The organism is Arthrobacter sp. Hor0625, assembly GCF_052567525.1.
This window is the reverse complement of sequence record NZ_CP199586.1, coordinates 711916-737541: the sequence shown is the minus strand read 5'-3', so window position 1 is coordinate 737541 and position 25626 is coordinate 711916. Positions and strand designations below refer to the sequence as shown.

The following is a 25626-nucleotide window of genomic DNA, read 5'->3' as shown; positions in this document are numbered from 1 at the left end:
GGCGGGGGAGTGCGGGCCGCGGTCGGCCCGCACTCCGGAAATGGGCGGGGCGGGAGCTACGGCAGCATCCAGCCGAGGACGGGGGTGGACTGCAGGAAAGCCAGGGTGCACAGCACCAGCAGCAGAGCCAAGCTCCATCCGACTACCTTACGCAGGATCACCGATTCCTGGCCGTCCATATTGACCGCGGTCGCCGCGATGGCGAGGTTCTGCGGGCTGATCAGCTTGCCCACGACGCCGCCGGAGGTATTGGCGGCCACCAGCAGGTTCGGATCGATGCCGGCCTTCATGCCCGCGGTCTGCTGCAGCTTGGCGAACAGGGCGTTGGCCGAGGTGTCCGAACCGGTTACGGCGGTGCCCAGCCAGCCCAGCACCGGGGAGAGGAAGGCGAAGAAGCTCCCGGTACCGGCCAGCCAGGTGCCGATCGAGACGGTCTGGCCGGAGTTGTTCATGACGTACGCCAGGGCAAGGACCGTGATGATGGTCAGCCCGGCCCAGCGCATCTTGACGATGGTCCGGCCGATCTCCAGGACCGCGTCGCCCACCGAGAGGCGGAACCGGCCGCCGTCGTCGTACTTGGAGTACACCAGCGCCACCAACAGGCCGGTGATCAGCAGCAGCGTGCCCGGGCTGGAGAGCCACTGGAACGAGTAAACGGTGGAGGACACCGGCTTGCCCTCGGCGTTGACCAGGGCGTCGTGCAGGATCGGCCACGGGATTTTGATGTCCGTGGCGGCCAGGAACGCCGGCAGGTCCACGCCCAGCTTCCAGAGCTTCGCGATGCCGAACACCACGATCACCAGGAAGTACGGGAACAGCGCCAGCCAAGTGCGGGAGGGGGTGAGCCCGCCGTCCGCGGTCTTCTCGACGGTTGCGACGGCTGCGTTGCCGCGGTGGCCGTCGCGGCCACCGGCCGCGGTGCCGGCCGCGACGGCGGCTTCACCCAGCCGGCCGCGCGCGGCTTCGCTGCCCTTGGGCTTCCAGAGTCGGAAGAAGACGACGGCGGCGCCGAGCCCGACCAGCGAGGCGAGGATGTCCGTGAGTTCGTAGGAGAAGTAGTTCGAGCAGAGGAACTGGGCGACGGCGAACGACGCGCCCACCACGAGGGCGGCCGGCCAGCAGTCCTTCAGTCCCCGGCGTCCGTCGATGATGAACAGCAGGATCAGCGGCACGAAGGTCGCCAGCAGCGGGGCCTGGCGGCCGACGATGGAGGCAATGTCCGTGGCGTGCAGCCCGGTCAGCCCGGCCGCGGTGGTGATGGGGATGGCCATGGCGCCGAAGGCGACCGGGGCCGTGTTGGCCACCAGGACGGCGGCGGCCGCCCGCAGCGGCGGCAGGCCCAGCGCGAGCAGCATGGTGGCGGTGATCGCGACCGGGGCGCCGAACCCGGCGAGGGCCTCGAGCAGCCCGCCGAAGCAGAACGCCACCAGGACGGCCTGCAGCCGCACGTCGCCGCCGCCGATCGCGTCGAACACCCGGCGCAGGTCCTCAAACCGGCCGCTGAGGACCGTGACCTGGTAGAGCCAGACGGCCATGACGACGATCCACAGCACGGGGAAGGCGCCGAAGACGCCGCCCTGGGTCGCGGACAGGATGGCCAGGCCGGCAGGCATGTGGAAGGCGGCGATACCGACGACCAGCGCCACCAGCAGTGCTGCGGCTCCGGCCACGTGCGCCTTGGTCTTGACGACTGCCAGGAGGATGAAGAAGGTCAGCAGCGGCAACAGACCGACGATGGCCGACCAGGCCACGCTGTTGAGCACCGGATCGGTGGTGGGGGTGAAGTGGTCCACGGAAGTTCCTCTGCGTTGAGAGACGACGGCTTTGGTCTGACCACTGTGGTCGGACCATGAGAGTGTAGCCTACATCTCACTCTCGTGTGAGCCCGTTCACCCGGCGGCTGTCTGTTGTGGGTGACGCGGCCACGTGCTTTACTTTGGTCAGACCACACGTCCAGCGGGCCCCGAAAGGCTGTCATGAGAATCGCATTGTTCGCCACCTGCATCGTCGATGCGATGTATCCGCGCACCGCGCAGGCCACTGTCAGCATCCTCGAACAGCTCGGGCACGAGGTCGTCTTCCCGGCCGGCCAGGCCTGCTGCGGCCAGATGCACGTCAACAGCGGCTACCTCAAGGAGGCCGTTCCCGTCGTCGCCAACCACGTGGCCGCCTTCGATACGGCAGACTACGACGTCGCCGTCGCCCCTTCCGGCTCTTGCGTCGCCTCGGTGAAGCACCAGCACCCCATGGTGGCGCGCTCCTGCGGGGACACCGCCCTGGAAGCCCGGGCCACCGCCGTCGGCGCCAAAACCTACGAGCTCTCCGAGCTGCTGGTGGACGTGCTGGGGGTGACCGACGCCGCCGCCCAGCTGGGCTCCTACTTCCCGCACCGGGTCACCTACCACCCCAGTTGCCACGGCATGCGCCTGCTCCGGCTGGGCGACCGGCAGGCCCGGCTGCTGCGCAGCGTCGCCGGCATCGACCTTGCCGAGCTGCCCGAGGCCGATCAGTGCTGCGGCTTCGGCGGCACGTTTTCGATGAAGAACGCGGACGTCTCCTCCGCGATGCTGGCGGATAAGACGGCCAACATCCGCTCCACCGGCGCCGCCCTGTGCACCGGAGGGGACGCCTCCTGCCTGATGCACATTGGGGGCGGCCTCTCCCGCGAAGGCAGCGCCGCAACCACCCTGCACCTGGCCGAGATCCTGGCCAGCACGTTCGAAGCGCCGGCCTCCGTCACCGGGGACGTCCGCGTCACCACCGGAAAGGCCGGCCGATGAGCACCTTCCTGGGCATGCCCTCCCTGCCGGTCTTCGGCTCGGGCAACCTGCACGCCGCCGAACCGTTCCCCAAGGCTGCGCACCGCGAACTGGGCAATGCCCAGCTGCGCGCCAACCTTGGCCACGCTACGCACACCATCCGGGACAAGCGCCTCCAGGTGGTCTCGGAGTTGCCGGACTGGGAACAGCTGCGCGACGCCGGCTCCGCGATCAAGGAAAACGTGATGGCCCGCCTGCCCCAGCTCCTGGAGCAGTTCGAGGAGAACTTCACTGCCCGCGGCGGGGTGATCCACTGGGCCCGCGACGCCGATGAGGCCAACGCGATTGTGGCGGGGCTGATCCGCGACACCGGCGAGACCGAGGTAGTCAAGGTCAAGTCGATGGCCACCCAGGAAATCGGGCTCAACGAATACCTCGAGGACCAGGGCATCGCGGCCTTCGAAACGGACCTCGCCGAGCTGATCGTCCAGCTGGACCACGACAAGCCCAGCCACATCCTCGTCCCGGCCATCCACAAGAACCGCACCCAGATCCGGGACATCTTCCTGCGCGAGATGCCCGACGCCGACCCGGAACTCACCGATTCCCCGGCGGTGCTCGCCATGGCCGCCCGCGCCCACCTGCGCCGGAAGTTCCTGACCGCCAAGGTGGCCGTCTCCGGGGCCAACTTCGCGCTGGCCGACTCCGGGACCCTCGCCGTCGTCGAATCCGAGGGCAACGGCCGGATGTGCCTGACGCTGCCGGAGACCCTCATCACCGTGATGGGCGTCGAGAAGCTGCTGCCGGGCTGGCAGGACTTGGAGGTGTTCATGCAGCTGCTGCCGCGCTCCTCCACCGGCGAGCGGATGAATCCTTACACCTCGCTATGGACCGGCGTCACGGAGGGAGACGGACCCCGGAACGTCCATCTGGTGCTGCTGGACAATGGCCGCAGCGCCGCGCTCGCGGATGAGATGGGCCGCTCCGCGCTGCACTGCATCCGGTGCAGCGCCTGCATGAACGTCTGCCCGGTCTATGAGCGGACCGGCGGCCACGCCTACGGCTCCACCTACCCCGGTCCGATCGGTGCCATCCTCTCGCCGCTGCTGACCGGCATCGAAGCGGAGGAAAACAGCTCCCTGCCCTACGCGTCCTCGCTCTGCGGTGCCTGCTACGACGCTTGCCCGGTGAAGATCAACATCCCGGACATCCTGGTGCACCTGCGCAGTAAGGATGTGGACAGCAAGCGCGGCACCAAGAAGCTGCCCAGCCAGATGGACGTGGGCATGAAGGCCGCGTCCTGGGCGCTGTCCTCCGGCAAGCGGCTGGGCCTGGTGGAGAAGGGGCTTCCCCTGGGCCGCCTCGCGGCCGGGCCGGACAAGAAAATCACCAAGCTCCCCGGCATCGCCGCGGGCTGGACCCAAAGCCGCGACATCCCCGCCCCGCCGCCGGAATCCTTCCGCAGCTGGTGGGCTCGGGAGCACGGGAATCCGAACGATGATGTTGCCCCGCCGCAGGAGACTGCGACGCAAGGGAAGGAAGGGCAGGCATGAGCGCTCGCGAGGACATCCTCGGCCGCATCCGCTCCGCACTGAGCGACGCCCCGGCGGCGCCTCCGGTTCCGCGGGAGTACCGGACCACCTCCGAGCTGGATGAGGAGGCCCTGATCCATCTGCTGGTGGACCGGCTGGTCGACTACAAGGCGCAGGTCTCCGTGGTACCCGCCGCAGAGGTTCCGGCGCGGGTCGCCGAACTGCTCGCCGAGGCGCGCAGCTACGTGGTGCCCGCCGGGCTCGACGCCGGCTGGCTGGCCGACGTCGACGACGGCACCTCCACCGGCCGCGCCGCGGGCGCTGGCACGGAACGGCGCCGGGTGGACTCGGCCAGCGCGCCGCTGGGCGTGGCGGAACTGGACGGCATCGACGCCGTCGTGACCGCCAGCGCGGTGGCCGTCGCCGAGACGGGAACCATCATCCTGGACGGCAGCCCGAACCAGGGCCGGCGGGCGATCAGCCTGGTGCCGGACCACCACATTTGTGTCGTGGCCGCCACGGACATCGCCGGAATCCTGCCGGAGGCGCTGCGCCGCATCGACGGCACCCGGCCGTTGACCATGATCAGCGGCCCGAGCGCCACCAGCGACATTGAACTCGAACGCGTCGAGGGCGTGCACGGCCCGCGCCGGCTCGACGTCATCATCAGCCGCTGACTCCGGCCCCGGCCCGGCGGCGCTCCGGCTTCGGGGTCCGGCCCGGTCCGGGGCCTAGTGCCCTTGACCACTTCGCAGCCGCGGGCGGAGCCTTGCGCTATGAATGATTCGAATCCGGAAACCACTCGGGAGATCAAGACCACCGACCTGGCGGAGCAGCCCACTGCGGTCCTGCGTGAGACGGTGCCCATGAATGCGCTGCGGGAATTCTTTGACCGCGCCTACAGGTCGGTGATGACCGCGGTTGAGCAACAGAACGTCCAGCTGGCCGGTCCGCCGTTCGCTATGTACCGAGGGATGCCCACGGACGTCGTCGACGTCGAAGCCGGCTTCCCGCTGGCGGCCCCCTATCCCGGCGGGGACGCCCCCGGGGTGACGGCCGGCGTGCTTCCCGCAGGCCGCGCCCTCGAGGCGATGCATGTGGGCCCCTATGACACCCTGCCGGAAACCTACGGTGCCGTGATGGCGAAAATGCAGGCCGAGGGGCTGACTCCGGGAGAAGCCATGTGGGAGTACTACCTCAGCGACCCCGCCAAAGAGCCGGATCCGGCCGCCTGGAAGACCCTGGTAGTCTGGCCGGTCTCCTGAGTCGGCGCCCGGCCCGGCCCGGGGCTAGTCGGCGTCGATCTCCTCGAGGAGTTTCTTGGCCGCCTCGGCAATGTCGTCGTGGCCGTGCTGCGCGGCCCGGCTCTCGAGGGACACGACGGCGCAGCGGTGGACCTTCCTGAAGTCGCCAAAGGGGAAGGTCACGCTGCCTTTGGTTCCCTTCGACGCCTCAGCGTCCAGGCCCAGGTGCCAGTGCGAGAACTCGGTGAAGCCGTTCTTTTCGATGAACTTGTTTTCCTGCTCCGCCGTCGGTGCGTGCTCGCTCCAGTCGTCGCGGGTGTCGCGCTGAACCTTTCCGTCTTTGATCAGCTGACGGGCGTGGGAAAGCGCTTGCTTGTTCAGTTTCGTAGCCATCATTGCCTCCGTTTTCGTTCGGCCCGCGACGCGGAATGTCGCTTTAAGCACACTATTCTCTAACTCCCAGCATCATGCCCTAAACTGCTTCACTGAGGTGCCTGAAATGGCGCTGTGCAGCAACGAAAGTGAACCCCGCTATGGCTACCGATTACGACGCCCCACGCAAGACAGAAGAAGAGTCTCCCGCTGAATCGCTGGAGGCCCTTCAGGCATCCCGTGGCGGCGGTGCCCAGACTGCTGTTATCGACGTCGACGAGAACGACACGGCCGAGGGCATCGACCTTCCCGGCGCCGATCTCTCCGGCGAAGAACTGACCGTCATTGTTGTTCCCGAGCAGTCCGATGAATTCACCTGCTCGTCCTGCTTCCTGGTCCGTCACCGGTCCCAGGTCGCCAAGGAAAAGAACGGCCTGAAGTACTGCCGCGACTGCGAAGGCTAAATCTTCCCCTCCCGGCCGCCCGGATAACGGGCTGGTTCCACGGATTTACACAGAGTTAAAGCAAAGCGCCGGACCCCGCGGGGTCCGGCGCTTTGCTGTCTTCGGGGCTGTGTCAGGGGTCTGTCTAGGCGGCGCCAAGCTCCGCGCGCAGCGGGTATTCCTTGCCGTCCAGCACCAGCTGGGTGCAGCGCCGGGAAGCCGGGTTGAGCACGATCGGTGCCATGAGGTTCACCGTGGTGGCGCTGGGGGAGTGGTTGACCACGACGAGCAGCTGCGGTGCTTCGCCGTCGCCGAGCTCCAAGGCCTCCCGAGCCGCAACCGGCAGCGGCGGGTGGTAGCCGGGGACGAACAGGGCGGCATCCGCGAGGAACAGGCGCACCGGCGCGGACCCGGACTCCAAGGCAAACAACCCGGGGGCGCTGTCGATGCTGCGCAGGGCAAAGTCCTCGACCATTTCCAGCCCCGGCATGGGGGCGGTGAACGTCACCGGAATGCTGCTCAGAACCGAGTTCATCGCAGGAAATCCATCAGGGTCGGCTGCAGGACGCGGGCCGTGGCGGCGAGGGCCACCTGGTAGTTCGTTTCCTGCAGCTTCAGGTCCATGATCACGCTGCCGAGGTCAGCTTTTTCGATGCCGGTCCGCTGGGCGTCCAAGGATGCCTCCATTTCGGTGTTGACGTTGCCGGCACGTTCCAGCTGTGCCTGCCGTGTTCCAATTTCAGCACGGCCGTTGACGATGTTCTTAAACGCGGTGTCGACGTCGGCGACCTGCGGCAGTACGTCCACCCCGGTCCTCAGGTCAGCCGCCAGCTTGCTCACGACGTCGAAAACGGAGCCGTTGCCGTTGCCGAAAATCCCGGCACCGTCCGCGTCCACCCGCACGGTCTGGGTCGCGCTGATGCGCCGCTCCACCGCGTTGTATCCCGTCCCGTTGAACGTGGGCGGGGTGCCGGTGTCCCCGGGGACTTTTGGATCGCGGGGTGTTCCCGGGGTGAACGCGCCGGCCGTGTCCGCGGCCCCGGCAAAGATGTTCCGGCCCAGGTGCTGGCTGTTGGCAATCGAGATGAGGTCCTGGTTAAGGGATTCCAGTTCTGCGGCGATCGCGTCCTTACCGGACTGGTTTAGTGAGCCGTTGCCGGCCATCACGGTGAGGTCCTTGACCCGGCGCATCACATTGGTGGCTTGTTCCAGCGCGGAGTCCGCGGCCGTGAGCCACGAGTTGCCGTCGTCGATGTTCCGGCCGTACTGGGCGTTGGCCGCCTGCAGCGAGCGGGTCGCCAGGGCCTGGGCCGTGGCGGCGGGATCGTCGGAAGGACGCGAGATCTTGTTCAGCGAGGTGGCTTTGTCCTGCAGCTCGGCCAGCTTGGCCTGCTGCGTCTGCAGGGTCCGCTGCGCGGCCGCGCTCATGGTCAGGTTCGTTACCCGGTTCAGCATGGCTACCTTCCTACCAGTCCGGTGCGGTTGATCAGGACGTCCAAGGCCTCGTCGACGGCGGTCATCACCCGGGCGGCCGCCTGATAGGCGTGCTGGTTGGTGAGCAGGTTGACGTTTTCTTCATCCAGGCTCACCGACGCCTGCGAGGCGCGGCTGGTCACTGCGGAGGCCTGCGCCGCCTGGGTCAGGGCCTCGCGCTGCTGGGCGCCGCGGGATTCGACGCCGATGCCGGTGACGATCCCGGACCACAGCTTGTCCGGCGAGTCCGCGCCCGTGCCCAGCTGCGAAATCTGGTCCGCGATGCTGGTGTCCAAGGCGCCTTTGCCGGATGCTTTGAGCGCGATGTCGGCCGTGTCCGTCGGTGCCTTGAGCCCCAGTGCAGCCGGAAGCGTGGCCTTGAATGTGAAGAAGTCGACATTGGCGCCGGCCACGTTTTCGCCGGTGCGGTGCACGGTGTTCACTTTCTCAGCCAGGGCGGTGGCCAGCGTGTTGTAGGACTCCGCGGCGGCGGCGATGGCGCCGCCGGAAGCAGCGGGGGCCAGTACCGAGAGTGCGCCGGCGATCTCCCCGCCGTCGGCCGAGGCTACGCCCGCCGGGTTCTTCCACAGCAGTTGGACGGTGGAGCCAAGGGTGTCCGAGGCCTGGTTGCCGGAGAGCTCAAGGCTGCGGACCGAGGTGCCCATGACGAGGGCGTTGCCTCCGATGTGCACGTCGACCGTGCCGTCGGCCTGTTCGCGGACAGTGCCGCCCGCCAGCCGGGAGATGGTCTCGGTGAGCTTGGCCCGCGCGTCGATCAGTTCGTTGGCGGAGCCCCCGGCGGCCAGGGTGGAACGGATGGTCGCGTTGTAGGCGGCCACCTGGCTCGCTGCCGCGTTGACGGCGTCTACGGCGTCGGCCGCCTGGGCGCGCACGCTGCTCCATTGACCCTGCAGGGACCGGTAGGCGGAGGAGATCTTTTCCGTCAGCGAGGTGGCCGCGTTCAGCAGCAGCCCCTTGGGCCCGTCCTCGTCCGGCTGGTTCGCGGCGCCCTGCCACGCGGACCAAAAGCCTTGGAGCGCGGCGGAGATGCCGTTGTCGCCCGGCTCCTGCAGGATGCCTTCGATGCCCTGGAAGGCGGTGGACCGGATGCCGGCATAACCGGCCTGCGCGGCGGCGGTGCGGACACCGGTGTCGAGCACGGTGCTGCCCAACCGTGCGATGGCGTCCACCGAGACTCCCTGGCCGGTCTGGGCGACGCCATTGCTAAACATCCCCGGGGCCGGGGCGCCAATGGCGGACTGCTGGACGCGCTGGCGGGTGTAGCCCTCCGTGGCTGCGTTGGCGATGTTCTGCCCGGCCACATTCATGCCCTGCTGGGCGGCGGTCAGTCCGCGGTAGGCGGTATTCAGGGCGCCGAAGGTGCTCATGGTCGCTTCCTTAGAACTGCTGGTCGAAGATGCGGGAACCGGCGGTGTCCCCGGTCCTGCCGTGGGCGTCGTAGGTGCCGGCGGCGGCAGGGCGCAGGTCCGCGAGGGATTCCTGGGTGGAACGGACCGCGGTGCGCAGGTACTGCTCGTTGGAATCGCGCAGTTCCTTGATCAGGGCGGTCTGGCGGGTGAGGGCGGTCAAGTGTGCGGTCAGGACCTCGGCCCAGGCGCCTTCGGGGGCCGCCTCGGCGAGTTCGCCGAGGGTGGCGTCAGTGGGGAGGCCCCACATTTCGGCGACGACGGCGGCCTCGATGGTGCGGGCCAGGCTCGCCTGGGACAGGTGGCCCAGGACCTGCTCAACTTCCTTGGTGCCGTGCGGCAGCCAGCGGGATTTGCCGGCGGTGAGCAGCAGCTGTTCTTCCTCCAGCTTGAAGGTAAGAACGTCCAGGAGTTCACGCTCCCGCCACAGCAGGGCGGAAAGTTCGTGGATGGCCATGGTTCGGACGGCTCCCTTTATCGGTGCGAGTGGTGCGGCGGTGCCGAGGCGCAGATTCATCGTGCGGACGATGCCGCCAGCAGCAGGGTTCGTACAAACTATCGGCAGGATTTCCGCACCCGTTAGCGGAAATAAGGCTGTTAACAGCGAAGTATGGGCGGCCGGAAATTCAGAAAAGAATTTTGGATTTCTCCTTACCTGTGCCGCCCGGGTGGCGATAGCTACTCCTGAAGGCCCACGGATGGGCCATCGCTTACAGTCCCAACTCACGGAGGAAATACCATGGGCTTCGTTATTAACAACAACCTCGCGGCGAACAACTCGTACCGCAACCTCAACGCCACGCAGACCGACCTCTCCAAGTCCCTGGAGAAGCTGTCCACCGGCCTGCGCATCAACCGCGCCGGCGACGACGCAGCAGGCCTCTCCATCTCCGAGGGCCTGAAGTCACAGGTCACCGGCTCGGCCCAGGCCGCCCGCAACGCCCAGGACGGCATCTCGGTTATTCAGACCACTGAAGGCGCCCTGACCGAAGTTCACTCCATCCTGCAGCGCATGCGTGACCTCGCTGTTCAGGGTGCGAACGACACCAACAACAAAGAAGCCCGAGATGCGATCAAAGCTGAAGGCCAGTCGCTCGGCCAGGAACTGGACCGCATTACCAAAGCTACGAACTTCAACGGCATCAACGTACTCCAGGGCGGCAGCGGCCTGAGCATCCAGGTAGGTACCGGCAAGACCGCCGGCGTCGATACCATAACCGTCGCACTTGGCGATGTGGCTACGGGTGTAAACGGTACAGATCCTCTCACGGATGTACTTTCCGCCGACACGGCTGCAGAAATCACGGGCTTTGCGGTGGATACCAGCACAAATGCTTTGGCGACCATCGGGCGCATCGACGACGCGATCAAGGCCATCTCGGGTCAGCGTTCGGACCTCGGCGCCTCGCAGAACCGTCTCGAGCACACCATCAAGTCCCTGAACATCGCCGGTGAGAACCTGCAGGCCGCCCAGTCCCGCATTGCGGACGTCGACATGGCTTCGGAAATGGTCAAGTTCACCAAGGCGAACATCCTGTCCCAGGCCGGCACGGCAATGTTGGCCCAGGCCAACCAGTCCAGCCAGGGCGTTCTCTCGCTCCTGCGCTAGTCCGGATCCGGCAGGCCGGCAGTTCAAGCAGTAGGACTGTAGGGCTGCCACCGTGATCGGACGAAGAGACACCCCCGATCACCAAGCGGCGTAAGGGCCGGACGATGGCGAAACCATCGTCCGGCCCTTACGTGCAACACAAAAGCTCCACCCAGCGGCAGCTTGAACATTTTTGACAGCACGTTCTTGACAGCACATTTCGACAGCACTGAAAGGCAGCGATGGGAATCTCACTCGACGGACTGGCCAGCGGGCTCGACACCACCGCCCTGATCAGCTCCATCATGCAGTCGGAAGCCCTGCCTCAGACCCTGCTTAAGAACAAGTCCTACGACCTGCAGTCCATGGTCTCCGCACTGCAGGGGCTGAACGGCAAAGTTGCCACGCTCGCGACGCAGGCCACCGCCGCCGCCAAACCCGGCGCCCTGGAGCTCACCACTGCGACCACGACGAGCGACAAGGTCACCGCGACCACCACCGCGGCAGCCAAAGCGGGCTCGCTCGACTTCCAAGTCACCAAACTGGCCCAGACTCAGGTCACCGTGACGCCCAAGATCAACGCTGTCACCGGCTGGCCCTACACCACGATGACGATTAACAGCGGCGGCAAGGATTACGTCATCGAGCCGCTCGGGACCAACCTAGACGACGTCGTGACCAAGGTGAATGCTGCCGGTGCGGGCGTCACCGCTACCAAGGTCGATGTCGGCGACGGAAACTTCCGGATTCAGTTCACGGCGACAAAGTCCGGCGACGCCGGGAAGTTCACGATCACCGGTCCGGCCGACTCTTTCACCGACGTGACAGTCGCCCAAGACGCCGAGCTGGTGCTCTGGCCGACGAGCCCCGCCGCGCAGACCAAGATCAAATCTTCTACCAACACCTTTGCTGGCGTGCTGCCGGGTGTGACGCTCACCGCCAAGGAAATCAGCATTGCCCCCGTGACGCTGACCGTTTCCCGCGACGACGCCGGCATCACCAAGCTCGCCTCGGACTTGGTGGACGGGGTCAACGGCATCTTCTCGCTGGTGGCCAGCAAGACTGCGGTCAGCACCACCACCAACACCACCGGCACCAAAGTTGCCGCCGGGGTCTTTGCCGGGGACAGCACCGTGCGCTCGGTCAACCAGAGCATCCTCTCCGCCGCCTCGCTGCCGGTGGGCACGCCGCCCCGCTCGCCCTCGGAAATCGGAATCAGCATCACCAAGACCGGCACCATGGAGTTCGACGCGACTAAGTTCGGCGCCGCCCTCGCCGCGGACCCGGCGGGGACTGCCGCCAAGGTGCAGGAGTTGGCCGGCCGGATCGCCACCGCGGCGACCAACGCCTCGGACAAATACACCGGCACCCTGACCACCAAGATCACCGGGCAGCAGTCGGAGGTCCGGGACCTCGCCGACCGGATCAGCGACTGGGACCAGCGGCTCGCCTCCCGCAAAGCCACCCTGCAGAGCACCTACTCCGGCCTGGAGGTAGCGCTGAGCAACATGAAGGCGCAGCAGTCCTGGCTCACCTCACAGCTCGCGGGCCTCTCCGGCGGGAGCGCCAAGTAATGACCAGCACCCCCTTCGGCTACGGCGGCGGCCTTGGCGGCGCCGCGCAGCGGAACCAGTACCTCGCCGACTCGGTGCTCTCGGCACCACCGGCCCGCTTGCTGACCATGCTTTACGACCGGCTACTCCTGGACCTGGGCCGCGCGGAGACCGCGCAACAGGCCGCCAACTGGCCGGTCGCCTCCGAAAACCTGCTCCACGGCCAGGCCATCATCGCCGAACTGATCTCCTCGCTGAAGACGGACGCGTGGGACGGCGCGGACGGGCTGCTGGGCCTCTACAACTACGCCTTCACCGCCCTCGTCAACGCCAACATCCAGCGCGACGCCGCCCTGACCCGCGAAGCGATCGAGCTGCTGGAGCCGCTGCGCCAGGCCTGGCACGAAGCCGCCGCGTCCATCCCGGCCGCGCAGACCGCCCAGCCAGCGCCGGCGGCAGCACCGGCGTCGGGATTTGCAGCGGCGGGCGCGTGGAACACTCAGCCCGGCGCCGGCAGCGGGAGCCTCGGCTTTGGCTGATCAGGCGCATTTGGGGGAACACAGCGCGGAGCCGGTCGGGAAAGACCCCGCCCTGGCCGCGTGGATGCTGGTGCTGGACGTACTGGAGATGGCCGTCGTCGCGGCCGAAAAAACACTTAAGGATCCGCTGGGCCCGCTCGCCGCGCCCGGGCAGCCCGTCGCCGCGCTGCCCGTGGAGCGGTGGTCGCCGCCCGCACTGCACACGCCGCTCCCGCCCGAAGCACGGCGGCGGGCCATGGCCCTGTCTGCAGCGCAGGAACGGGTGGCGCGACGCCTGGAAGCTGCCAAGCACGACGTTGGCCGGCAACTGCAGGCGGTCAGCTCGGTGCCCGGCGTCGGCGATCCCGCGGGTGCGATCTACCTCGACGTCAACGGCTGACACCGCCCGCGCGGGGGACCGAAAAAGAACCCGAAGAAACCTTTCACACTTTTTCCTAACGCGGCGCTGAACTGTGCCGATAACCACAGTAAGAGCACGGATCGCTCGTTTACCGGCCACGGATCGGCCACCCCACAAATTTCCCAGGCAGGACTCTGTGCTCGAATCCGTGACTTCCGCCGCCCTGGCCAGCGCCATGGACGGATTGGCGCTGCGCCAGCGCACCATCGCGAACAACATCGCCAACGTCAACACCCCGAACTACCACGCCAAGCGGGTCAGCTTCGAGGATGCCCTTGCCGCGTCCGTGCAGTCAGGCGACGGTCACGCACAGGCAAGCATCGCGGCGTCCCTGGAGCCCACCCAGCTCAACGGGAACAACGTCAACCTGGACACTGAAACCCTGTCCAACATCGACACCGTGCTGCGCTTCCAGTTTGCAGCCCGGGCCATCGGCGGGGAATTCACCGCCGTCCGTTCCGCGCTGAGGACGAACTAATGACTTTTGACGCGATCGGCATCGCCGGCTCCGCCCTGACCGTGCACCGCAAATGGCTCGACGCCGTCTCGGACAACCTCGCCAACATGAACAACGCCTCCGCTACGTCCGGCCCGGCGTTCCGTGCCAAGTACGTCGAGGCCGCCGAGGGCGCCGAGGGTACCGGCGTGTACGTCAAGAGCACGCAACTGGGCGACGGCGCAGGCCGCGTCGTGTACCAGCCGGACCACCCGCTGGCCGACGCCGACGGCAACGTCAAGTACCCGGACATCGACATGGCGGAGCAGATGGGCGCCCTGATCATCGCCCAGCGCGGCTACCAGGCCAACACCCAGGTTGTGGACCGCGCCCGCGAGACCTATCTCGCCGCCCTTGAGATTGGAAGATCCTGATGCCCGTTTCCCCCATCGCCCCGGTCCAGGGTGTCCTGCCCACCGACTACCTGTCCGGCGCCGCCGCGGTCCCCGCCACGGACGGGTCCTCCTTTGCCTCCTCGCTCACCGGTGCTGTCGACAACCTCCAGCAGCTGCAGTCGACGTCGAAGGAACTCGCGGTCTCCGCCGTCACCGGCAACCTGGATGACATCCACAACGCCACCCTCGCCGCGAGCCGCGCCCAGATCACGCTCGAACTCGTGGCCACCGTCCGGAACAAGGGCGTTGACGCGTTCAACGAGATCATGAGGATGCAGGCCTGATGCCTCCGCAGATAACCGTCTTCTTCCAGCGCTTCGGCGCCGGCCTCAAAGGCTTCACCACCGGCCAGCGCACCCTCGCCGCGATCGGCGCAGCCCTGCTGGTGGTCGGCATCATCGCCCTGACCGCCTGGCTCGGCCGTCCAACCCTGGCCCCGCTGTTCTCCGGCCTGAAGGACACCGACGCGAACGGGATCGTCGAGCAGCTGCGCAAGGACAACGTCCCCTACGAGCTCAGCGACGGCGGCTCCACCATCCTCGTGCCGCAGGACAAGGTCTACGACGAACGGCTCAAGGCCGCCGCCGCAGGACTTCCGACGGCGGCGGCGACCGGCTATTCGCTGCTGGACAAAATGGGCGTCACCTCCTCGGAGTTCCAGCAGTCCGTGACCTACAAGCGCGCGCTGGAAGGCGAACTGGCCAGCACCATCGGCGCCATGGACGGGGTCAAGACTGCGGCGGTCCGCCTCGCCATCCCGGAGAAGACCGTGTTCGTCTCCAAGACCCCGGACACCACCGCCTCGGTGTTCGTCGAGACCGCGCCCGGCGTCACCCTCTCCGGCGACAAGGTCCAGGCCATCGTGCACCTGACCTCCGCCGCGATCGAAAACCTCAAGCCCGCCAATGTCTCGGTGGTCGACTCGCAGGGCAACGTGCTCTCCACTGTCGGCGGCGGCGCCGCGGGCTCCGCCTCGAAGCAGGCCTCTGATTACCAGCAGCGCACCGGCGACGCCGTCCGCGCGGTGCTGGACCGCGTCGTCGGGCCTGGCAACTCCACTGTTGCGGTCGCTGCGGACATCACCGGCGAATCAGCCCAGCAGAAGAGCGAAACCTTCTCCAACACCCCCGGCGCTCTGCCGCTGAGTGAGTCGTCCAAGACGGAGAAGTACTCCGGCTCCGGCGGGGGAGGGGCCGGTGTCCTCGGCCCGGACAACATTGCCGTGCCCGGCGACACCGGCGGCAACGGCAACTTCGACTCCACCACCGCCACCAAGAACAACGCCGTCAACAAGGTCACCGAGGACCGGGTGATCCCGCCGGGCGCGGTCAAGCGGCAGACCATCTCGGTGGCCGTCAGCCAGACCGCCGCGGGCGGGCTGAACATCGGCTCGCTCACCGCCCTGGTCACCTCCGCCGCCGGCGTGGACAAAGCCCGCGGCGACGTGGTCACGGTCGAGGTCATCCCGTTCAGCACGGCAGCCGCGGACCAGGCCAATGCTTCCCTCGAGGCGGCCAAGGCCGAGCTGGAGGCGCAGAAGCAGCAGGCTTTCTTCAGCACCCTGGTCACGGCCGGCAGCATCCTGCTCGGACTGCTGATCCTGGCCCTGGTCATCACCGTGATCCTGCGCCGCCGCCAGAAGCGCGAACCCGTTGACCTCGGCGAACGCCTGGACATGCTGCCGGTGATCCCCGCCGTCACGGCCATCGACCCTGCCCCGGCGACCTCGGCCATCCCGCTGGCCGCCCTGCCGCCGCAGCCGCTGCCGGCCCCGCCGCTGGAGGTCCTCGAGGCCGAACGCCGCATGCAGGAAATCGACAGCATGGTCGCGGCCAACCCGGAGAAGGCAGCGGATTACCTCCGCAGCCTGATGGATGACAGGCAGCCGGTATGAAACTTGCCGACTCGACCCTGACCGGCACCCAGCGTGCCGCCGTTGTGCTGATGCAGATGAGCGCGCCGAACGCCGCGCGCGTGATGGCGCAGTTCACGGACTCGGAGGCGGAGGAAATCGCCGCCGAGATCGTCCGGCTCCGCAAGGTGGACCCCGAGGTCGCCGAACAGATCATGAAGGACTTCCACGAGGCAGCCCTGAGCAGCCCGCGGCAGGCGCGCGGCGGTCGTGAACTCGCCGAGGGCCTGCTCGAGGCGTCCTTCGGCTCCGAGAAGGCCGCGGGCCTGATCAACCGGCTTACCGTCAACATGGCCGGCAAGTCCTTCGAATTCCTCGAAGACATTGAACCGGTCCAGATCCTGGCGCTGATCGACGGCGAACTGCCCCAGACCATCGCCCTGGTCCTCGCGCACCTGAGCCCGCGCAAGGCCTCGGCCGTGATGTCCGGGCTGCCCGGGTCGCTCCGCGCCGACGTCGCGCTCAGCATCGCCACCATGGGCTCCGGCGCGCCGGAAGCGATCGGCATCGTCGCCGACACTCTGAAGCTGCGCGGCGGCGCCGCCGTCTCCCAGCAGGCGTCCAAGGTCGTCGGCGGCATCCAGCCGCTGCTGGAAATCATCAACCGGACCGACGCCGGCACCGAGCGCTCCGTGCTGGACGGCCTGGACCTGCTGGACCCGGACCTCGCCGTGGAGATCCGCGCGCAGATGGTGACGTTCGACGACATCGTGAAGCTGGAACGCCGCGACGTGCAGCTGGTGCTGCGCGGCCTAGACGCCTCCGTGCTCTCCGTCGCCATGAAGGGCGCCTCCGAACAGGTCCTGGAGACCATTACGACCAACGTCTCCGGCCGCAATCTCGAGATCCTCGAATCCGAGATCGCGGCCCTGGGACCGCTGCGCGCCTCCCAGATCGAGGAGGCGCGGGCCGCCGTCGTCCGCTCCATCCGCGAGCTCGAGGCCGAGGGCCAGATCACCATCCAGCGCGGGGACGAAGAAGACTATGTCTACTGACCGCGCTTACAGCGAGGGCGCCGTCGCCGACGGCGTCCCGGCCCGGATCGTCTTCCCGTCGCTGCGCTCCAGCGGGCCGGCCAACGAACAGGCCGGCTACACCGAGGGCCACGCCGCCGGCTACGCCGCGGGCGTGCGCGCCGCGGCCAAGGAACAGCGCCGCTGGCGGGACCGGATGGCCGCGGAGCAGGCCGCCTCGCTCGCCGCCGGGCAGCAGGACCTGGACCGGGCCGTCCGCGCCCTCGCGGTGGCCCGCACCGACTTCGCGCACCGCAACGTCCAGGCGCTGACCGACGCCGAAGAGGTGCTGGCGCGCACCGCCCTGGAGCTCGCCGAAGCCATCCTGGGCTACGAACTGGCCGAGGGAACCCGCACCGCGCGCGGCGCCCTGGCGCGGGCGCTGTCCGGTAGCGACGCCGCGACGGTGCTGGCCCTCCGCATGCACCCCGCCGACATCGAAGTGCTCGCCCGCGAAGGCCAGGACCTCCCGGCAGGCCTGCCGCTGCTCGCCGACCCGACCCTGCAGCGCGGCGACGCGAAGGTGGAATACCAGCAGGGCTGGCTGGATGCCAGCCTCGGCAGCGCCCTGGCCCGCGCCAAGGCGGCCCTGCTGGGCGACCAGTGGACCGACGCGCCCGGGACCCCCGGCATGCCTTCGGGCGGACAGCCATGATCACCCACTGGCGGCCCAAGAGCGAGGACTTCGCCGCGGCACTCTCCGCCGCCGCACCCCAGCGCGTCGGCACCGTCACTTCCGTGATGGGTCTGGGCCTGGAGGTTTCCGGGCTGGACTGCGCACTCGGTGACCTCGTCACGGTGGGAGAGAACTCCGGGCTCGACGCCGAGGTGGTCGCGGCCAACGACGGCGCAGTGCGCTGCATGCCGCTGGGACGCCTGGCCGGCATCGCCGCCGGCGACCCGGTCCGTGCCAAGGGCGGCACCGTGCTGGTCCCCACCGGGGCCGGGCTCTTCGGCCGCGTCCTGGACGGCCTGGGCCGGCCGATTGACGGCAAGGGCCCCCTCCTCAGCGGCCCCCGCGTGGCGATCGACAACGAGGCGCCCAACGCCATGAAGCGCGCGCGGATCAACACCCCGCTGCAGACCGGCGTGCGGGTCCTGGACACCATGACCACCCTGGGCAAGGGCCAGCGCATGGGCCTCTTCGCCGGCTCCGGCGTCGGCAAGTCCTCGCTGCTGTCCATGATCGCCCGCGGCACCGACGCCGAGGTCTCGGTGATCGCCCTAGTGGGGGAGCGCGGCCGCGAAGTCCGCGAGTTCCTCGAAGACGACCTCGGCCCGGCCGGCCTGGCCCGCTCCGTCGTCGTCGTGGCCACCTCCGACGAACCCGCGCTGATGCGCATGCGCGCCGCCTTCACCGCCACCCGGATCGCCGAATCCTTCCGCGACCAGGGCAAGGACGTGGTGCTGATGATGGACTCGCTCACCCGCGTGGCCATGGCCCAGCGCGAGATCGGGCTCTCCGCCGGCGAGCCGCCCGCGACCCGCGGCTACCCGCCGTCGACCTTCTCCGTACTGGCGCGTCTGCTGGAACGCGCCGGCACCGCGGAGACCGGCTCCGTCACCGGCATTTACACCGTGCTGGTGGACGGCGACGACCACAACGAACCGATCGCCGACGCCGCCCGCTCCATCCTGGACGGCCACGTCGTGCTGGACCGCAAGCTCGCCGTCACGGGCCACTTCCCGTCGGTGGATGTGCTCGGTTCGGTGTCCCGCGTCGCGTCCAAGGTCAACGCCGGGCCGCATCTGGCTGCCGCGTCCGCGCTGCGCAAGGTGCTCGCGGCCCGCAAGGCCGCCCAGGACCTGATCGACGTCGGCGCCTACCAAGCCGGAACCAACCCGCTGGTGGACGCCGCCCTGGCGCACGAGGAAGCCGTCAGCGCCTTCCTGCAGCAGCCGATGGAAGAATCCACCCCGCACCACGAGTCCTGGCGCCAGCTGGGCTACCTCACCTCAACTCTGGGAGCCGCCGCATGAACCGGCAATTCTCGCTCGCGGGGCTGCTGCGCCTCCGCCAGATCCAGCAGGATCAGGCCGCCTCCGGGCTGGCCCGCGCCCGCTCGCGGTCCAGTTCCGTCCGGGCCCGGGAATCCTCCGCCCGGCGGCAGCTGGCCGCCACGGACGGGGACATTGACAGCACCGCGTCGCTGCGCGCCGTGGCCGCGGCCCGGTCCGCTTCGCACAGCATGCTCGCGGACCTGCAGGGCCTGGCCCGGCTGGCCGAGACCGACGAAGCCGCCGCGCGCGAGGAATTTATCGCCGCGCGCACCCGCTCCACCGGTCTGGAAAAGCTGCAGGCACGCCACCATGCCGAAGTCAGCTCCGCCGACCTGCGGGCCGAGCAGTCCACCCTGGACGAGATCTCCTCGACCAGCTGGCACCGGGATGACCAGCAGGTGCGCCCATGAGCATGACCGAGGCGCTGGGCCGCATTCAGGGCATCCAGTCGATGATCGCCGAACTCACCAGACCGGCCCAGGCCGAGAGCAAGACGGCGACGCTGCAGTCTGCTGCCACTGCCTCCCTCGCCACCGGAACGGGTGACACCGGCTCCTTCACCGAGGCGCTGACCGCTGCCCTCGGCGGAAGCTCCGCGGCCGGCCCGGAAACCGCCGCGCTCGCAGGCAGCTTGGGCGGCGGCCTTGGCCTGGGCGGGCTCGCCGGGCTCACTGCCCCGTCCGCCGTCGCCCGGCCCGTCTCCGCCGGGACCGCCACCGGTACCGACGTGGTGGCGATGGCCAAGAAGTACATCGGCGTGCCCTTCGTCTGGGGCGGCACCAACCCGGCCACCGGCATGGACTGCTCCGGCTTCACCCAGCGGGTCTTCAAGGACCTCGGCGTCGAGCTTCCCCGCGTGGTCAGCGACCAGATGAAGCAGGGCACCCCCGTGGCGTCCCTCGCGGACGCCAAGCCCGGGGACCTGCTGATCAGCTTTGGGGGGAACCACATCTCCATCTACCTCGGCAACGGCAAAGCGATCGACGCCCCCGTGCCGGGCAAGACCATCCAGATCCGGGACGCCTGGGAACAGCACTCCAACCTGACCTCCATCCGCCGGATCGTCCCGGCTGGGGGCGGAGCGTGAAGGGCGTGGCCGGGGCGGACCTGGCGACTGCGCTGGCGCCGGCCCGCGGCGCCGGGCAGGGCAGCCGCGGCCGTACCGAGGGCGGGGCGTCCGACGCCGGTGCCTTCGGTTCGGTCCTGAGCGACGCCGTCGGCGCCGCCGCCACACCTACTCCAACGCCCACCCCCGACGCTCCCTCAGCTTTGGTACCTTCCAGCCCCGACGCTCCCTCAGCTTTGGCGCCTTCCGTACCCAACGCTCCCTCAGCTTTGGCTGGTTCCGCCCTCGTGCCTCCGGCGGATCCCGCCCCGTCCACCGCAGATGACGCTGAGACCACGACGAACGCGAACCAGCCGGTCCCCGCGCCGGCATCGGCCGGCACGTCGACGGCAGATCCGGCGTCGGGCTACCTTGCAACCGCCAACGCCATTGGCGCTTTGGGCTGGATGAATCCCGGTGGGCCGGGCACCGCGGCCGTAGCTCGCGACGCCGCCGCGGCTACCGCAGGTGCGGTGACAGCGGAGGCAGTGAGCGGCCAGGCGGCCACGCCCGCCGGAGCCCCGGTCAGTTCCAGCCTCATACCGCCCGGTATTGCCGGGCCCGTCGCCGCCGCTGCCCTGCAGGCTGCCCCCACGACGGTGGGTTCGGCCCCCGTGGCGTCGGTGCCGACTGCAGCGGCGTCGGCCTTCGCTTCGGCGCCGACCGGAGTTCAGGCAGCGGCATCCGCCCCCGACGCCGCGACGATGCCGTCCGGCGGAAAGGCCGGCCTTGCCATGCCTGGCCCGGCTGCGCCTGCCGTCGCCCTGCCCGCCATGCCCGGGACTTCCAACGCGTCCAGCGCGCCGACCGCCACGCCGTCCGGGATCGTGACGGCCGGCGTCGGCGTGAACAAACCGGCCGGCTCCACAGGCCCGGCCCCGGATGCCCTCCCGCTGGCGGCCGTCCCCGCCGACGGACTAGCGGCGGCCGGTGCCTCGGCCCTGGCCGCACCCGGGCAGGCCCCCGCGCTGGTGACACCCGGCCCCGGTACGCCCGCCGGAGCGCCCGCGTCCCCGGCAGCCTCGCCGCAGCCGGCACTCCAGCCCCAGCTGGCCAAACCGCTCTTCACGCTGGCCGCCGCGCCGCATGGCCAGCACGTCATGACCCTGAAGGTCAGCCCGGAAGACCTTGGCCCGCTGACCGTGCGCGCCCACATCGACGGTGCCGGCGTCCGGATCGAACTCTTCGCTCCTGCGGACACCGGCCGCGAGGCGCTCCGGGCAATCCTGCCGGATCTCCGCAAGGAGCTTGCGGACTCGGGGTTCGGGGCCAGCCTGGACGTTTCCGACCAGAGTGGTCCCTCCGGCGGGGGACAGGACGCCTCGGCGCGGGACGCAGGCCGCGCAGACAACGGCAGCGGCGCCCGGAGCGGTTCCGGGAGCGGCGGCCAGGACGGGCGCGGGGAACCCCGGCCCGGACACCGCTGGGACCAGCTGGCGGACCAGTCATCGCTGCGCACCGCCCGAATCCTCAACGGCCCGCAAACCACCCTCGACATTCTCGTCTGACACGAAGGAACCCGACTCATGACTATCCAGCCCATCGCCCCCCAGCCGGTGACGGCCGCGGGGACGACCCCGGAGGCTGCAGCCGTCCGGGCACCCGTGCAGACCATGGACGCCAACGTGTTTATGTCGCTCCTTGTGGCCCAGCTGAAGAACCAGAATCCCAGTGCCCCCATGGATACCAACCAGATGATGGCCCAGACCATCCAGCTGTCCATGATGGAAAAAATGACCGAGCTCACCAGCAACAGCAAGGAGGGCTTCTCCCTGCAGATGCGCTCCGCCGCGGCACAGCTGATCGGCCATTCCGTCGACTACACCCTCCCCGACGGCACCGCCGGCTCCGGGATCGCCAGCTCGGTCTCCTTCGCCGGCTCAGTGCCGACCGTCAAGGTCGGCGAGCTTTCCATTCCCCTCGACTCCATCAGCGGCCTCACCGCACCGGCCGCTTCCTAGCCGTTTTCCTCCCGTAGAAAGGCAGTTCCCATGCTCCGCTCGCTGTACTCCGGAATCTCCGGCCTCCGCGCCCACCAGACCATGCTGGACGTCACCGGCAACAACATCGCCAACGTCAACACGGCAGGCTTCAAGGCGTCCTCCACCCAGTTCCAGGACACCCTCTCCCAGATGACCCAGGGCGCCTCTGCGCCGCAGGGCGAGTCCGGCGGCAGCAACCCGGCACAGATCGGACTCGGCGTCCGCGTCGCCGGTGTCAGCACCAACTTCGCCCAGGGCTCCTCGCAGAGCACCGGCCGTGCCACGGACATGATGATCTCCGGCGAAGGTTTCTTCGTCACCAGCAAGGGCGGACAGCAGCTGTTCACCCGTGCCGGGTCCATGACGTTCGACGCCGCCAGCCAGCTCGTCAGCCCCGACGGCGGCATCCTGCAGGGCTGGACCGCCAACAACGGCAAGGTGGACCAGGCCGGCGCCATCGGCGACATCACGCTTAACCCGAACACGATGATCGCCACCCCCACCACCAAGGTCACCTTGGACGGCAACCTGCCCGGCGAAGCGCTCGCGACCGATGATCCGCTGCAGCGTGTGGTCAAGGTCTACGATGCCACCGGCGCTGCCCGCGACATCACCTTGAAATTCACCCCCAACGGCGGCAACAGCTGGAAGGTGGACGGACTTGACGGTGCTACCACTGGTTCGATGACCATGACCTTCGCCAACGGCAAGCTCACGTCCGGCTCCTCGCTGGCACTCGGCGGCATCAACGTCGATCTTTCGCAGGTTTCCGCCTTTTCCGGCATGAGCTCGCTGACGGTCGCCGGACAGGACGGCGCCCCGGTGGGCAAGCTTGAGTCCTTCACCCTGGGCAACGACGGTTCGCTGATCGGATCCTTCAGCAACGGCGTCAAGCAGGTCCTGGCCAAGATCGCTCTGGCCAAGTTCACCAACCCTGCCGGCCTGGAGAAGGCCGGCGGCTCCTCCTACGTCGCCACCGCCAACTCCGGCAACGTCCTGCTGGGCGCAGCGGGCGATGCCGGGATCGGTACCCTGGCCGGCGGCTCGCTGGAAATGTCCAACGTGGACCTCTCGCAGGAGTTCACCAACCTGATCGTCGCCCAGCGCGGCTTCCAGGCCAACGCCCGCATCATCACCACCTCCGACGAGGTCCTGCAGGAACTGGGCAACCTCAAGCGCTAACCCCGCGGCCCAGGCCGGCAAAAATCATGCGGTCGTTGCAACGCCCAGAGCGTTGCAGCGGCCGTATGACATTTCCGCGTCAGAGCAGCCAGCAGTGAGAGAGCAACGGGGGAGCGGGCAGCGCGGCGCCTAACGAAATGGGCGCGCCGGCCGACAGTAAAAGGAGAACATCCCATCCCGTCGTCCGGCCGACCAGCCGGGCAGTCCCCAGAGAATCGGCCCATGATCGTTGTCACTCGCCTCAACGGAACGCGCTTCGCGGTCAATCCGGACCTGATTGAACGGATCCACGAGAGCCCGGACACCCACCTGGTCACGCTCGACGGCGCCGCGTACGTGGTGTTGGAAAGCCTCGCCGAGGTGGTGGAGCTGATTGCCGACTACCGGGCCTACGTGCTGAGCAAGGCCCGGGACTTTCCCGCAGTCACCGGTTTCCCGCTCAGCCTCGTCCCGCCGGCCGATGCGGATGACGACGCCGACCACTCCGCACCTGAACCACCAAGAAAGTAAGTCATGGATCCCGCAACAGCCGTAGGACTTCTCCTTGCCTTTGGCTCCGTCATTGCCATGGTGCTCATTGAAGGCGGCAGCATCACCGCCCTGCTGCTGCCCGGGCCCCTGATCCTGGTCTTCGGAGCCACCCTGGCCATCGGCCTGGCCGGCAACACGCTCAAGGACGTCATCCAGGCGTTCAAATCCGTGCCGGCCATGTTTGTCGGCAAGACCGCAAAGCCGCAGGAAAGCATCGACCAGATGGTCCGCTTCGCGGAGAAGGCGCGCGCCGAGGGCTTGCTCTCCCTTGAGGAAGAGGCCGCCAGCGTCAAGGACCCGTTCCTGGCCCGGGCCCTGCAGAACATCGCAGACGGCACCGACGCCGAGGACCTCCGCATGCAGATGGAGGACGAGATCGACACGAAGTCCCGCAGCGACCACGCCTCGTCGAAGTTCTTCGCCAGCCTCGGCGGCTACGCCCCGACCGTCGGGATCGTCGGAACCGTGGTCTCGCTGACCCACGTGCTGGAGAATCTCTCCAAGCCGGACGAGCTCGGACATATGATCGCCGCCGCGTTCGTCGCGACCCTGTGGGGCCTGCTCTCTGCCAACTTCATCTGGCTGCCGTTCAGTTCGCGCCTGGCGCGGCTCTCCGAGCTGGAGATCGAACGCATGACCCTCGTGATGGAAGGCATGCTCGCCGTGCAGTCCGGCGCCCAGCCGCTGTTGCTGGCCGAACGGCTCCGTTCCATGGTCCCCGAGCACCAGCTCAAGAACGCCGACAAGGGCCGCAAGGCGCCCAGCGGCGACGAGCATGCGGAGCCGATGGACACGGCCGCGTGAGCGGCCGCCGGCGGCCGCGCAAGAAACCCGAGGCGCACCACGTCGACGAACGCTGGATGGCCTCCTACATGGACATGGTCACGGTGCTCATGTGCCTGTTCATCGTCCTCTACGCCATGTCCACAGTCGACGCCAACAAGTTCGAAAAGCTGCGCAACTCACTCGCCACCGGCTTCGGCACGGTCGCCTCGGAGACCGTGGACACAGCCTCCGGCACGGTGGTTCCGCCCGAGTTTGTCGACAAGGACCTCGAGGCGTTCTCCGCCGTCCAGTCGGAGGACAAGAAGACCCAGGACGCGGCCCTCGAGGCCGCCAAAAAGGAAGTTGACCGGCTCAAGGCCCTGGAAAAGAAGATGAAGGCCGGGCTGGCGGCGGCCGGGCTGAGCCAGAACGTCGAATTCCAGATCGACCAGCGCGGGCTGACCGTTAAGCTCGTCGGCTCGCAGGCCTTCTTCGACCCCGACCGGCCCGAACTGACGCCCCGCGCCTCCCGGGTGCTGGAGATCATTTCGCCGATCCTCCGCCCCGCGGCGCTGGAGATCATGGTGGAGGGCCACGCGGCCAAGGGCATCACGGCATACCCGTCCACCTGGGAACTGTCCTCGGCGCGCGCCGTCAACGTGCTGCGCTACATGGTGGACCGCGGCGGGATCCCGCAGCAGCGGATCGGCGCCGTCGCTTTCGGCTCCGCCCGCCAGGTCAATGACGATTCGACGCCGGAGCTCATGGAACGCAACCGCAGGGTCGACATCGTGGTGATCTCGGACAAGCCCGACGTCGTCCGTGCCCTCATCCCGAAGGCACTGCAACTCAGCCAGAAGTAGGGCCTGCTGCCACCGGCGGGAACCCGCCGGAACTGCCTGCCCTCGATTGCT

The 25626-nt window shown here is 68.3% G+C and carries 30 protein-coding genes; 24 read left to right on the top strand and 6 right to left on the bottom strand.

Annotated elements, in window-relative coordinates:
* Positions 1–56 precede the first annotated feature (56 nt).
* Positions 57–1793, bottom strand: coding sequence for an L-lactate permease (locus ACTWLI_RS03270; protein WP_445155266.1), 1737 nt, complete (start codon positions 1791–1793; stop codon positions 57–59).
* A gap of 183 nt (positions 1794–1976) precedes the next feature.
* Between ACTWLI_RS03270 and ACTWLI_RS03265 the strand changes: the two genes are divergently transcribed.
* From ACTWLI_RS03265 to ACTWLI_RS03250, 4 genes are all read left to right on the top strand, one after another.
* Positions 1977–2780: a (Fe-S)-binding protein gene (locus tag ACTWLI_RS03265; protein ID WP_445155265.1), complete on the top strand. Its 804-nt coding sequence runs from the start codon at positions 1977–1979 to the stop codon at positions 2778–2780.
* Positions 2777–4312: a LutB/LldF family L-lactate oxidation iron-sulfur protein gene (locus ACTWLI_RS03260; RefSeq protein WP_445155264.1), complete on the top strand. Its 1536-nt coding sequence runs from the start codon at positions 2777–2779 to the stop codon at positions 4310–4312. The genes ACTWLI_RS03265 and ACTWLI_RS03260 overlap by 4 nt, the downstream gene beginning before the upstream one ends.
* Positions 4309–4968, top strand: a complete 660-nt coding sequence (locus ACTWLI_RS03255; protein WP_445155263.1) for a LutC/YkgG family protein — start codon at positions 4309–4311, stop codon at positions 4966–4968. The genes ACTWLI_RS03260 and ACTWLI_RS03255 overlap by 4 nt, the downstream gene beginning before the upstream one ends.
* A gap of 99 nt (positions 4969–5067) precedes the next feature.
* Positions 5068–5556, top strand: a complete 489-nt coding sequence (locus tag ACTWLI_RS03250; protein ID WP_445155262.1) for a GyrI-like domain-containing protein — start codon at positions 5068–5070, stop codon at positions 5554–5556.
* A gap of 24 nt (positions 5557–5580) precedes the next feature.
* On the opposite strand, the gene ACTWLI_RS03245 is transcribed toward ACTWLI_RS03250, so the two are convergent.
* The gene (locus ACTWLI_RS03245) at positions 5581–5928 is read right to left on the bottom strand and encodes a hypothetical protein (protein ID WP_445155261.1); all 348 of its coding nucleotides are present in this window, start codon (positions 5926–5928) and stop codon (positions 5581–5583) included.
* 140 nt (positions 5929–6068) lie between these two features.
* Here ACTWLI_RS03245 and ACTWLI_RS03240 point away from each other — a divergent pair, with 140 nt between their 5' ends.
* On the top strand, positions 6069–6371 hold the full coding sequence (locus tag ACTWLI_RS03240) for a DUF4193 domain-containing protein (protein ID WP_056741192.1): 303 nt from the start codon (positions 6069–6071) through the stop codon (positions 6369–6371).
* A 124-nt stretch (positions 6372–6495) separates the two neighbouring features.
* On the opposite strand, the gene fliW is transcribed toward ACTWLI_RS03240, so the two are convergent.
* From fliW to ACTWLI_RS03220, 4 genes are read right to left on the bottom strand one after another with little or no spacing between them, the layout of a single operon-like run.
* Positions 6496–6885 (bottom strand): flagellar assembly protein FliW, encoded by a 390-nt coding sequence (gene fliW / locus ACTWLI_RS03235; protein ID WP_445155260.1) that lies wholly within the window; start codon positions 6883–6885, stop codon positions 6496–6498.
* The gene (flgL, locus tag ACTWLI_RS03230) at positions 6882–7805 is read right to left on the bottom strand and encodes a flagellar hook-associated protein FlgL (protein WP_445155259.1); all 924 of its coding nucleotides are present in this window, start codon (positions 7803–7805) and stop codon (positions 6882–6884) included. The genes fliW and flgL overlap by 4 nt, the downstream gene beginning before the upstream one ends.
* Before the next feature lie 2 nt (positions 7806–7807).
* Positions 7808–9211 carry a flagellar hook-associated protein FlgK gene (flgK, locus tag ACTWLI_RS03225; RefSeq protein WP_445155258.1) on the bottom strand — a complete coding sequence of 468 codons (1404 nt, stop codon included), beginning with the start codon at positions 9209–9211 and terminating at the stop codon, positions 7808–7810.
* Between the two features lie 10 nt (positions 9212–9221).
* Complete coding sequence (locus ACTWLI_RS03220; RefSeq protein WP_445155257.1) at positions 9222–9707, bottom strand: flagellar protein FlgN; 486 nt, start codon at positions 9705–9707, stop codon at positions 9222–9224.
* Between the two features lie 282 nt (positions 9708–9989).
* On the opposite strand from ACTWLI_RS03220, the gene ACTWLI_RS03215 reads away from it, so the two are divergent.
* The 19 genes from ACTWLI_RS03215 to ACTWLI_RS03125 all read left to right on the top strand — a co-directional run bounded on the left by ACTWLI_RS03215 (position 9990) and on the right by ACTWLI_RS03125 (position 25575).
* Positions 9990–10859, top strand: a complete 870-nt coding sequence (locus ACTWLI_RS03215) for a flagellin N-terminal helical domain-containing protein (protein WP_445155256.1) — start codon at positions 9990–9992, stop codon at positions 10857–10859.
* Positions 10860–11080: 221 nt separating this feature from the next.
* On the top strand, positions 11081–12412 hold the full coding sequence (gene fliD / locus ACTWLI_RS03210; RefSeq protein WP_445155255.1) for a flagellar filament capping protein FliD: 1332 nt from the start codon (positions 11081–11083) through the stop codon (positions 12410–12412).
* Positions 12412–12930, top strand: coding sequence for a flagellar export chaperone FliS (gene fliS, locus ACTWLI_RS03205; RefSeq protein ID WP_445155254.1), 519 nt, complete (start codon positions 12412–12414; stop codon positions 12928–12930). Before fliD ends, fliS begins: the two co-directional genes overlap by 1 nt.
* Complete coding sequence (locus ACTWLI_RS03200; protein ID WP_445155253.1) at positions 12923–13309, top strand: hypothetical protein; 387 nt, start codon at positions 12923–12925, stop codon at positions 13307–13309. The genes fliS and ACTWLI_RS03200 overlap by 8 nt, the downstream gene beginning before the upstream one ends.
* Before the next feature lie 157 nt (positions 13310–13466).
* Positions 13467–13808: a flagellar basal body rod protein FlgB gene (locus ACTWLI_RS03195; protein WP_445155252.1), complete on the top strand. Its 342-nt coding sequence runs from the start codon at positions 13467–13469 to the stop codon at positions 13806–13808.
* A complete protein-coding gene (locus tag ACTWLI_RS03190; protein ID WP_445155251.1) occupies positions 13808–14200 on the top strand; it encodes a flagellar basal body rod protein FlgC in 393 nt (130 codons plus the stop codon). Before ACTWLI_RS03195 ends, ACTWLI_RS03190 begins: the two co-directional genes overlap by 1 nt.
* Positions 14200–14505, top strand: coding sequence for a flagellar hook-basal body complex protein FliE (gene fliE, locus ACTWLI_RS03185; RefSeq protein WP_445155250.1), 306 nt, complete (start codon positions 14200–14202; stop codon positions 14503–14505). The genes ACTWLI_RS03190 and fliE overlap by 1 nt, the downstream gene beginning before the upstream one ends.
* The gene (gene fliF, locus ACTWLI_RS03180; RefSeq protein ID WP_445155249.1) at positions 14505–16115 is read left to right on the top strand and encodes a flagellar basal-body MS-ring/collar protein FliF; all 1611 of its coding nucleotides are present in this window, start codon (positions 14505–14507) and stop codon (positions 16113–16115) included. The genes fliE and fliF overlap by 1 nt, the downstream gene beginning before the upstream one ends.
* On the top strand, positions 16112–17128 hold the full coding sequence (gene fliG, locus ACTWLI_RS03175) for a flagellar motor switch protein FliG (protein ID WP_445155248.1): 1017 nt from the start codon (positions 16112–16114) through the stop codon (positions 17126–17128). The genes fliF and fliG overlap by 4 nt, the downstream gene beginning before the upstream one ends.
* Complete coding sequence (locus ACTWLI_RS03170) at positions 17118–17801, top strand: FliH/SctL family protein (protein WP_445155247.1); 684 nt, start codon at positions 17118–17120, stop codon at positions 17799–17801. The genes fliG and ACTWLI_RS03170 overlap by 11 nt, the downstream gene beginning before the upstream one ends.
* Positions 17798–19126, top strand: coding sequence for a FliI/YscN family ATPase (locus ACTWLI_RS03165; protein WP_445155246.1), 1329 nt, complete (start codon positions 17798–17800; stop codon positions 19124–19126). The genes ACTWLI_RS03170 and ACTWLI_RS03165 overlap by 4 nt, the downstream gene beginning before the upstream one ends.
* On the top strand, positions 19123–19557 hold the full coding sequence (locus ACTWLI_RS03160) for a flagellar FliJ family protein (RefSeq protein ID WP_445155245.1): 435 nt from the start codon (positions 19123–19125) through the stop codon (positions 19555–19557). The genes ACTWLI_RS03165 and ACTWLI_RS03160 overlap by 4 nt, the downstream gene beginning before the upstream one ends.
* Positions 19554–20234, top strand: coding sequence for a C40 family peptidase (locus ACTWLI_RS03155; RefSeq protein ID WP_445155244.1), 681 nt, complete (start codon positions 19554–19556; stop codon positions 20232–20234). The genes ACTWLI_RS03160 and ACTWLI_RS03155 overlap by 4 nt, the downstream gene beginning before the upstream one ends.
* Positions 20231–21760: a flagellar hook-length control protein FliK gene (locus ACTWLI_RS03150; protein WP_445155243.1), complete on the top strand. Its 1530-nt coding sequence runs from the start codon at positions 20231–20233 to the stop codon at positions 21758–21760. Before ACTWLI_RS03155 ends, ACTWLI_RS03150 begins: the two co-directional genes overlap by 4 nt.
* Positions 21761–21778: 18 nt before the next feature.
* Positions 21779–22213, top strand: a complete 435-nt coding sequence (locus ACTWLI_RS03145) for a flagellar hook assembly protein FlgD (RefSeq protein ID WP_445155242.1) — start codon at positions 21779–21781, stop codon at positions 22211–22213.
* A 30-nt stretch (positions 22214–22243) separates the two neighbouring features.
* The gene (locus tag ACTWLI_RS03140) at positions 22244–23416 is read left to right on the top strand and encodes a flagellar hook protein FlgE (protein ID WP_445155241.1); all 1173 of its coding nucleotides are present in this window, start codon (positions 22244–22246) and stop codon (positions 23414–23416) included.
* Positions 23417–23638: 222 nt separating this feature from the next.
* The gene (locus tag ACTWLI_RS03135) at positions 23639–23926 is read left to right on the top strand and encodes a flagellar FlbD family protein (protein ID WP_445155240.1); all 288 of its coding nucleotides are present in this window, start codon (positions 23639–23641) and stop codon (positions 23924–23926) included.
* Between the two features lie 3 nt (positions 23927–23929).
* Positions 23930–24751, top strand: coding sequence for a motility protein A (locus ACTWLI_RS03130; RefSeq protein WP_445155239.1), 822 nt, complete (start codon positions 23930–23932; stop codon positions 24749–24751).
* The gene (locus ACTWLI_RS03125) at positions 24748–25575 is read left to right on the top strand and encodes an OmpA/MotB family protein (protein WP_445155238.1); all 828 of its coding nucleotides are present in this window, start codon (positions 24748–24750) and stop codon (positions 25573–25575) included. The genes ACTWLI_RS03130 and ACTWLI_RS03125 overlap by 4 nt, the downstream gene beginning before the upstream one ends.
* Positions 25576–25626 lie beyond the last annotated feature (51 nt).

Excerpts from the sequence above, each read along its gene's own strand:
- ACTWLI_RS03265 (WP_445155265.1), top strand. The coding sequence starts at position 1,977 with ATGAGAATCGCATTGTTCGCCACCTGCATCGTCGATGCGATGTATCCG.
- ACTWLI_RS03260 (WP_445155264.1), top strand. The coding sequence starts at position 2,777 with ATGAGCACCTTCCTGGGCATGCCCTCCCTGCCGGTCTTCGGCTCGGGC.
- ACTWLI_RS03255 (WP_445155263.1), top strand. The coding sequence starts at position 4,309 with ATGAGCGCTCGCGAGGACATCCTCGGCCGCATCCGCTCCGCACTGAGC.
- ACTWLI_RS03250 (WP_445155262.1), top strand. The coding sequence starts at position 5,068 with ATGAATGATTCGAATCCGGAAACCACTCGGGAGATCAAGACCACCGAC.
- ACTWLI_RS03245 (WP_445155261.1), bottom strand. The coding sequence starts at position 5,928 with ATGGCTACGAAACTGAACAAGCAAGCGCTTTCCCACGCCCGTCAGCTG.
- ACTWLI_RS03240 (WP_056741192.1), top strand. The coding sequence starts at position 6,069 with ATGGCTACCGATTACGACGCCCCACGCAAGACAGAAGAAGAGTCTCCC.
- fliW (WP_445155260.1), bottom strand. The coding sequence starts at position 6,885 with ATGAACTCGGTTCTGAGCAGCATTCCGGTGACGTTCACCGCCCCCATG.
- flgL (WP_445155259.1), bottom strand. The coding sequence starts at position 7,805 with ATGCTGAACCGGGTAACGAACCTGACCATGAGCGCGGCCGCGCAGCGG.
- flgK (WP_445155258.1), bottom strand. The coding sequence starts at position 9,211 with ATGAGCACCTTCGGCGCCCTGAATACCGCCTACCGCGGACTGACCGCC.
- ACTWLI_RS03220 (WP_445155257.1), bottom strand. The coding sequence starts at position 9,707 with ATGGCCATCCACGAACTTTCCGCCCTGCTGTGGCGGGAGCGTGAACTC.
- ACTWLI_RS03215 (WP_445155256.1), top strand. The coding sequence starts at position 9,990 with ATGGGCTTCGTTATTAACAACAACCTCGCGGCGAACAACTCGTACCGC.
- fliD (WP_445155255.1), top strand. The coding sequence starts at position 11,081 with ATGGGAATCTCACTCGACGGACTGGCCAGCGGGCTCGACACCACCGCC.
- fliS (WP_445155254.1), top strand. The coding sequence starts at position 12,412 with ATGACCAGCACCCCCTTCGGCTACGGCGGCGGCCTTGGCGGCGCCGCG.
- ACTWLI_RS03190 (WP_445155251.1), top strand. The coding sequence starts at position 13,808 with ATGACTTTTGACGCGATCGGCATCGCCGGCTCCGCCCTGACCGTGCAC.
- fliE (WP_445155250.1), top strand. The coding sequence starts at position 14,200 with ATGCCCGTTTCCCCCATCGCCCCGGTCCAGGGTGTCCTGCCCACCGAC.
- fliF (WP_445155249.1), top strand. The coding sequence starts at position 14,505 with ATGCCTCCGCAGATAACCGTCTTCTTCCAGCGCTTCGGCGCCGGCCTC.
- fliG (WP_445155248.1), top strand. The coding sequence starts at position 16,112 with ATGAAACTTGCCGACTCGACCCTGACCGGCACCCAGCGTGCCGCCGTT.
- ACTWLI_RS03170 (WP_445155247.1), top strand. The coding sequence starts at position 17,118 with ATGTCTACTGACCGCGCTTACAGCGAGGGCGCCGTCGCCGACGGCGTC.
- ACTWLI_RS03165 (WP_445155246.1), top strand. The coding sequence starts at position 17,798 with ATGATCACCCACTGGCGGCCCAAGAGCGAGGACTTCGCCGCGGCACTC.
- ACTWLI_RS03160 (WP_445155245.1), top strand. The coding sequence starts at position 19,123 with ATGAACCGGCAATTCTCGCTCGCGGGGCTGCTGCGCCTCCGCCAGATC.
- ACTWLI_RS03155 (WP_445155244.1), top strand. The coding sequence starts at position 19,554 with ATGAGCATGACCGAGGCGCTGGGCCGCATTCAGGGCATCCAGTCGATG.
- ACTWLI_RS03145 (WP_445155242.1), top strand. The coding sequence starts at position 21,779 with ATGACTATCCAGCCCATCGCCCCCCAGCCGGTGACGGCCGCGGGGACG.
- ACTWLI_RS03140 (WP_445155241.1), top strand. The coding sequence starts at position 22,244 with ATGCTCCGCTCGCTGTACTCCGGAATCTCCGGCCTCCGCGCCCACCAG.
- ACTWLI_RS03135 (WP_445155240.1), top strand. The coding sequence starts at position 23,639 with ATGATCGTTGTCACTCGCCTCAACGGAACGCGCTTCGCGGTCAATCCG.
- ACTWLI_RS03130 (WP_445155239.1), top strand. The coding sequence starts at position 23,930 with ATGGATCCCGCAACAGCCGTAGGACTTCTCCTTGCCTTTGGCTCCGTC.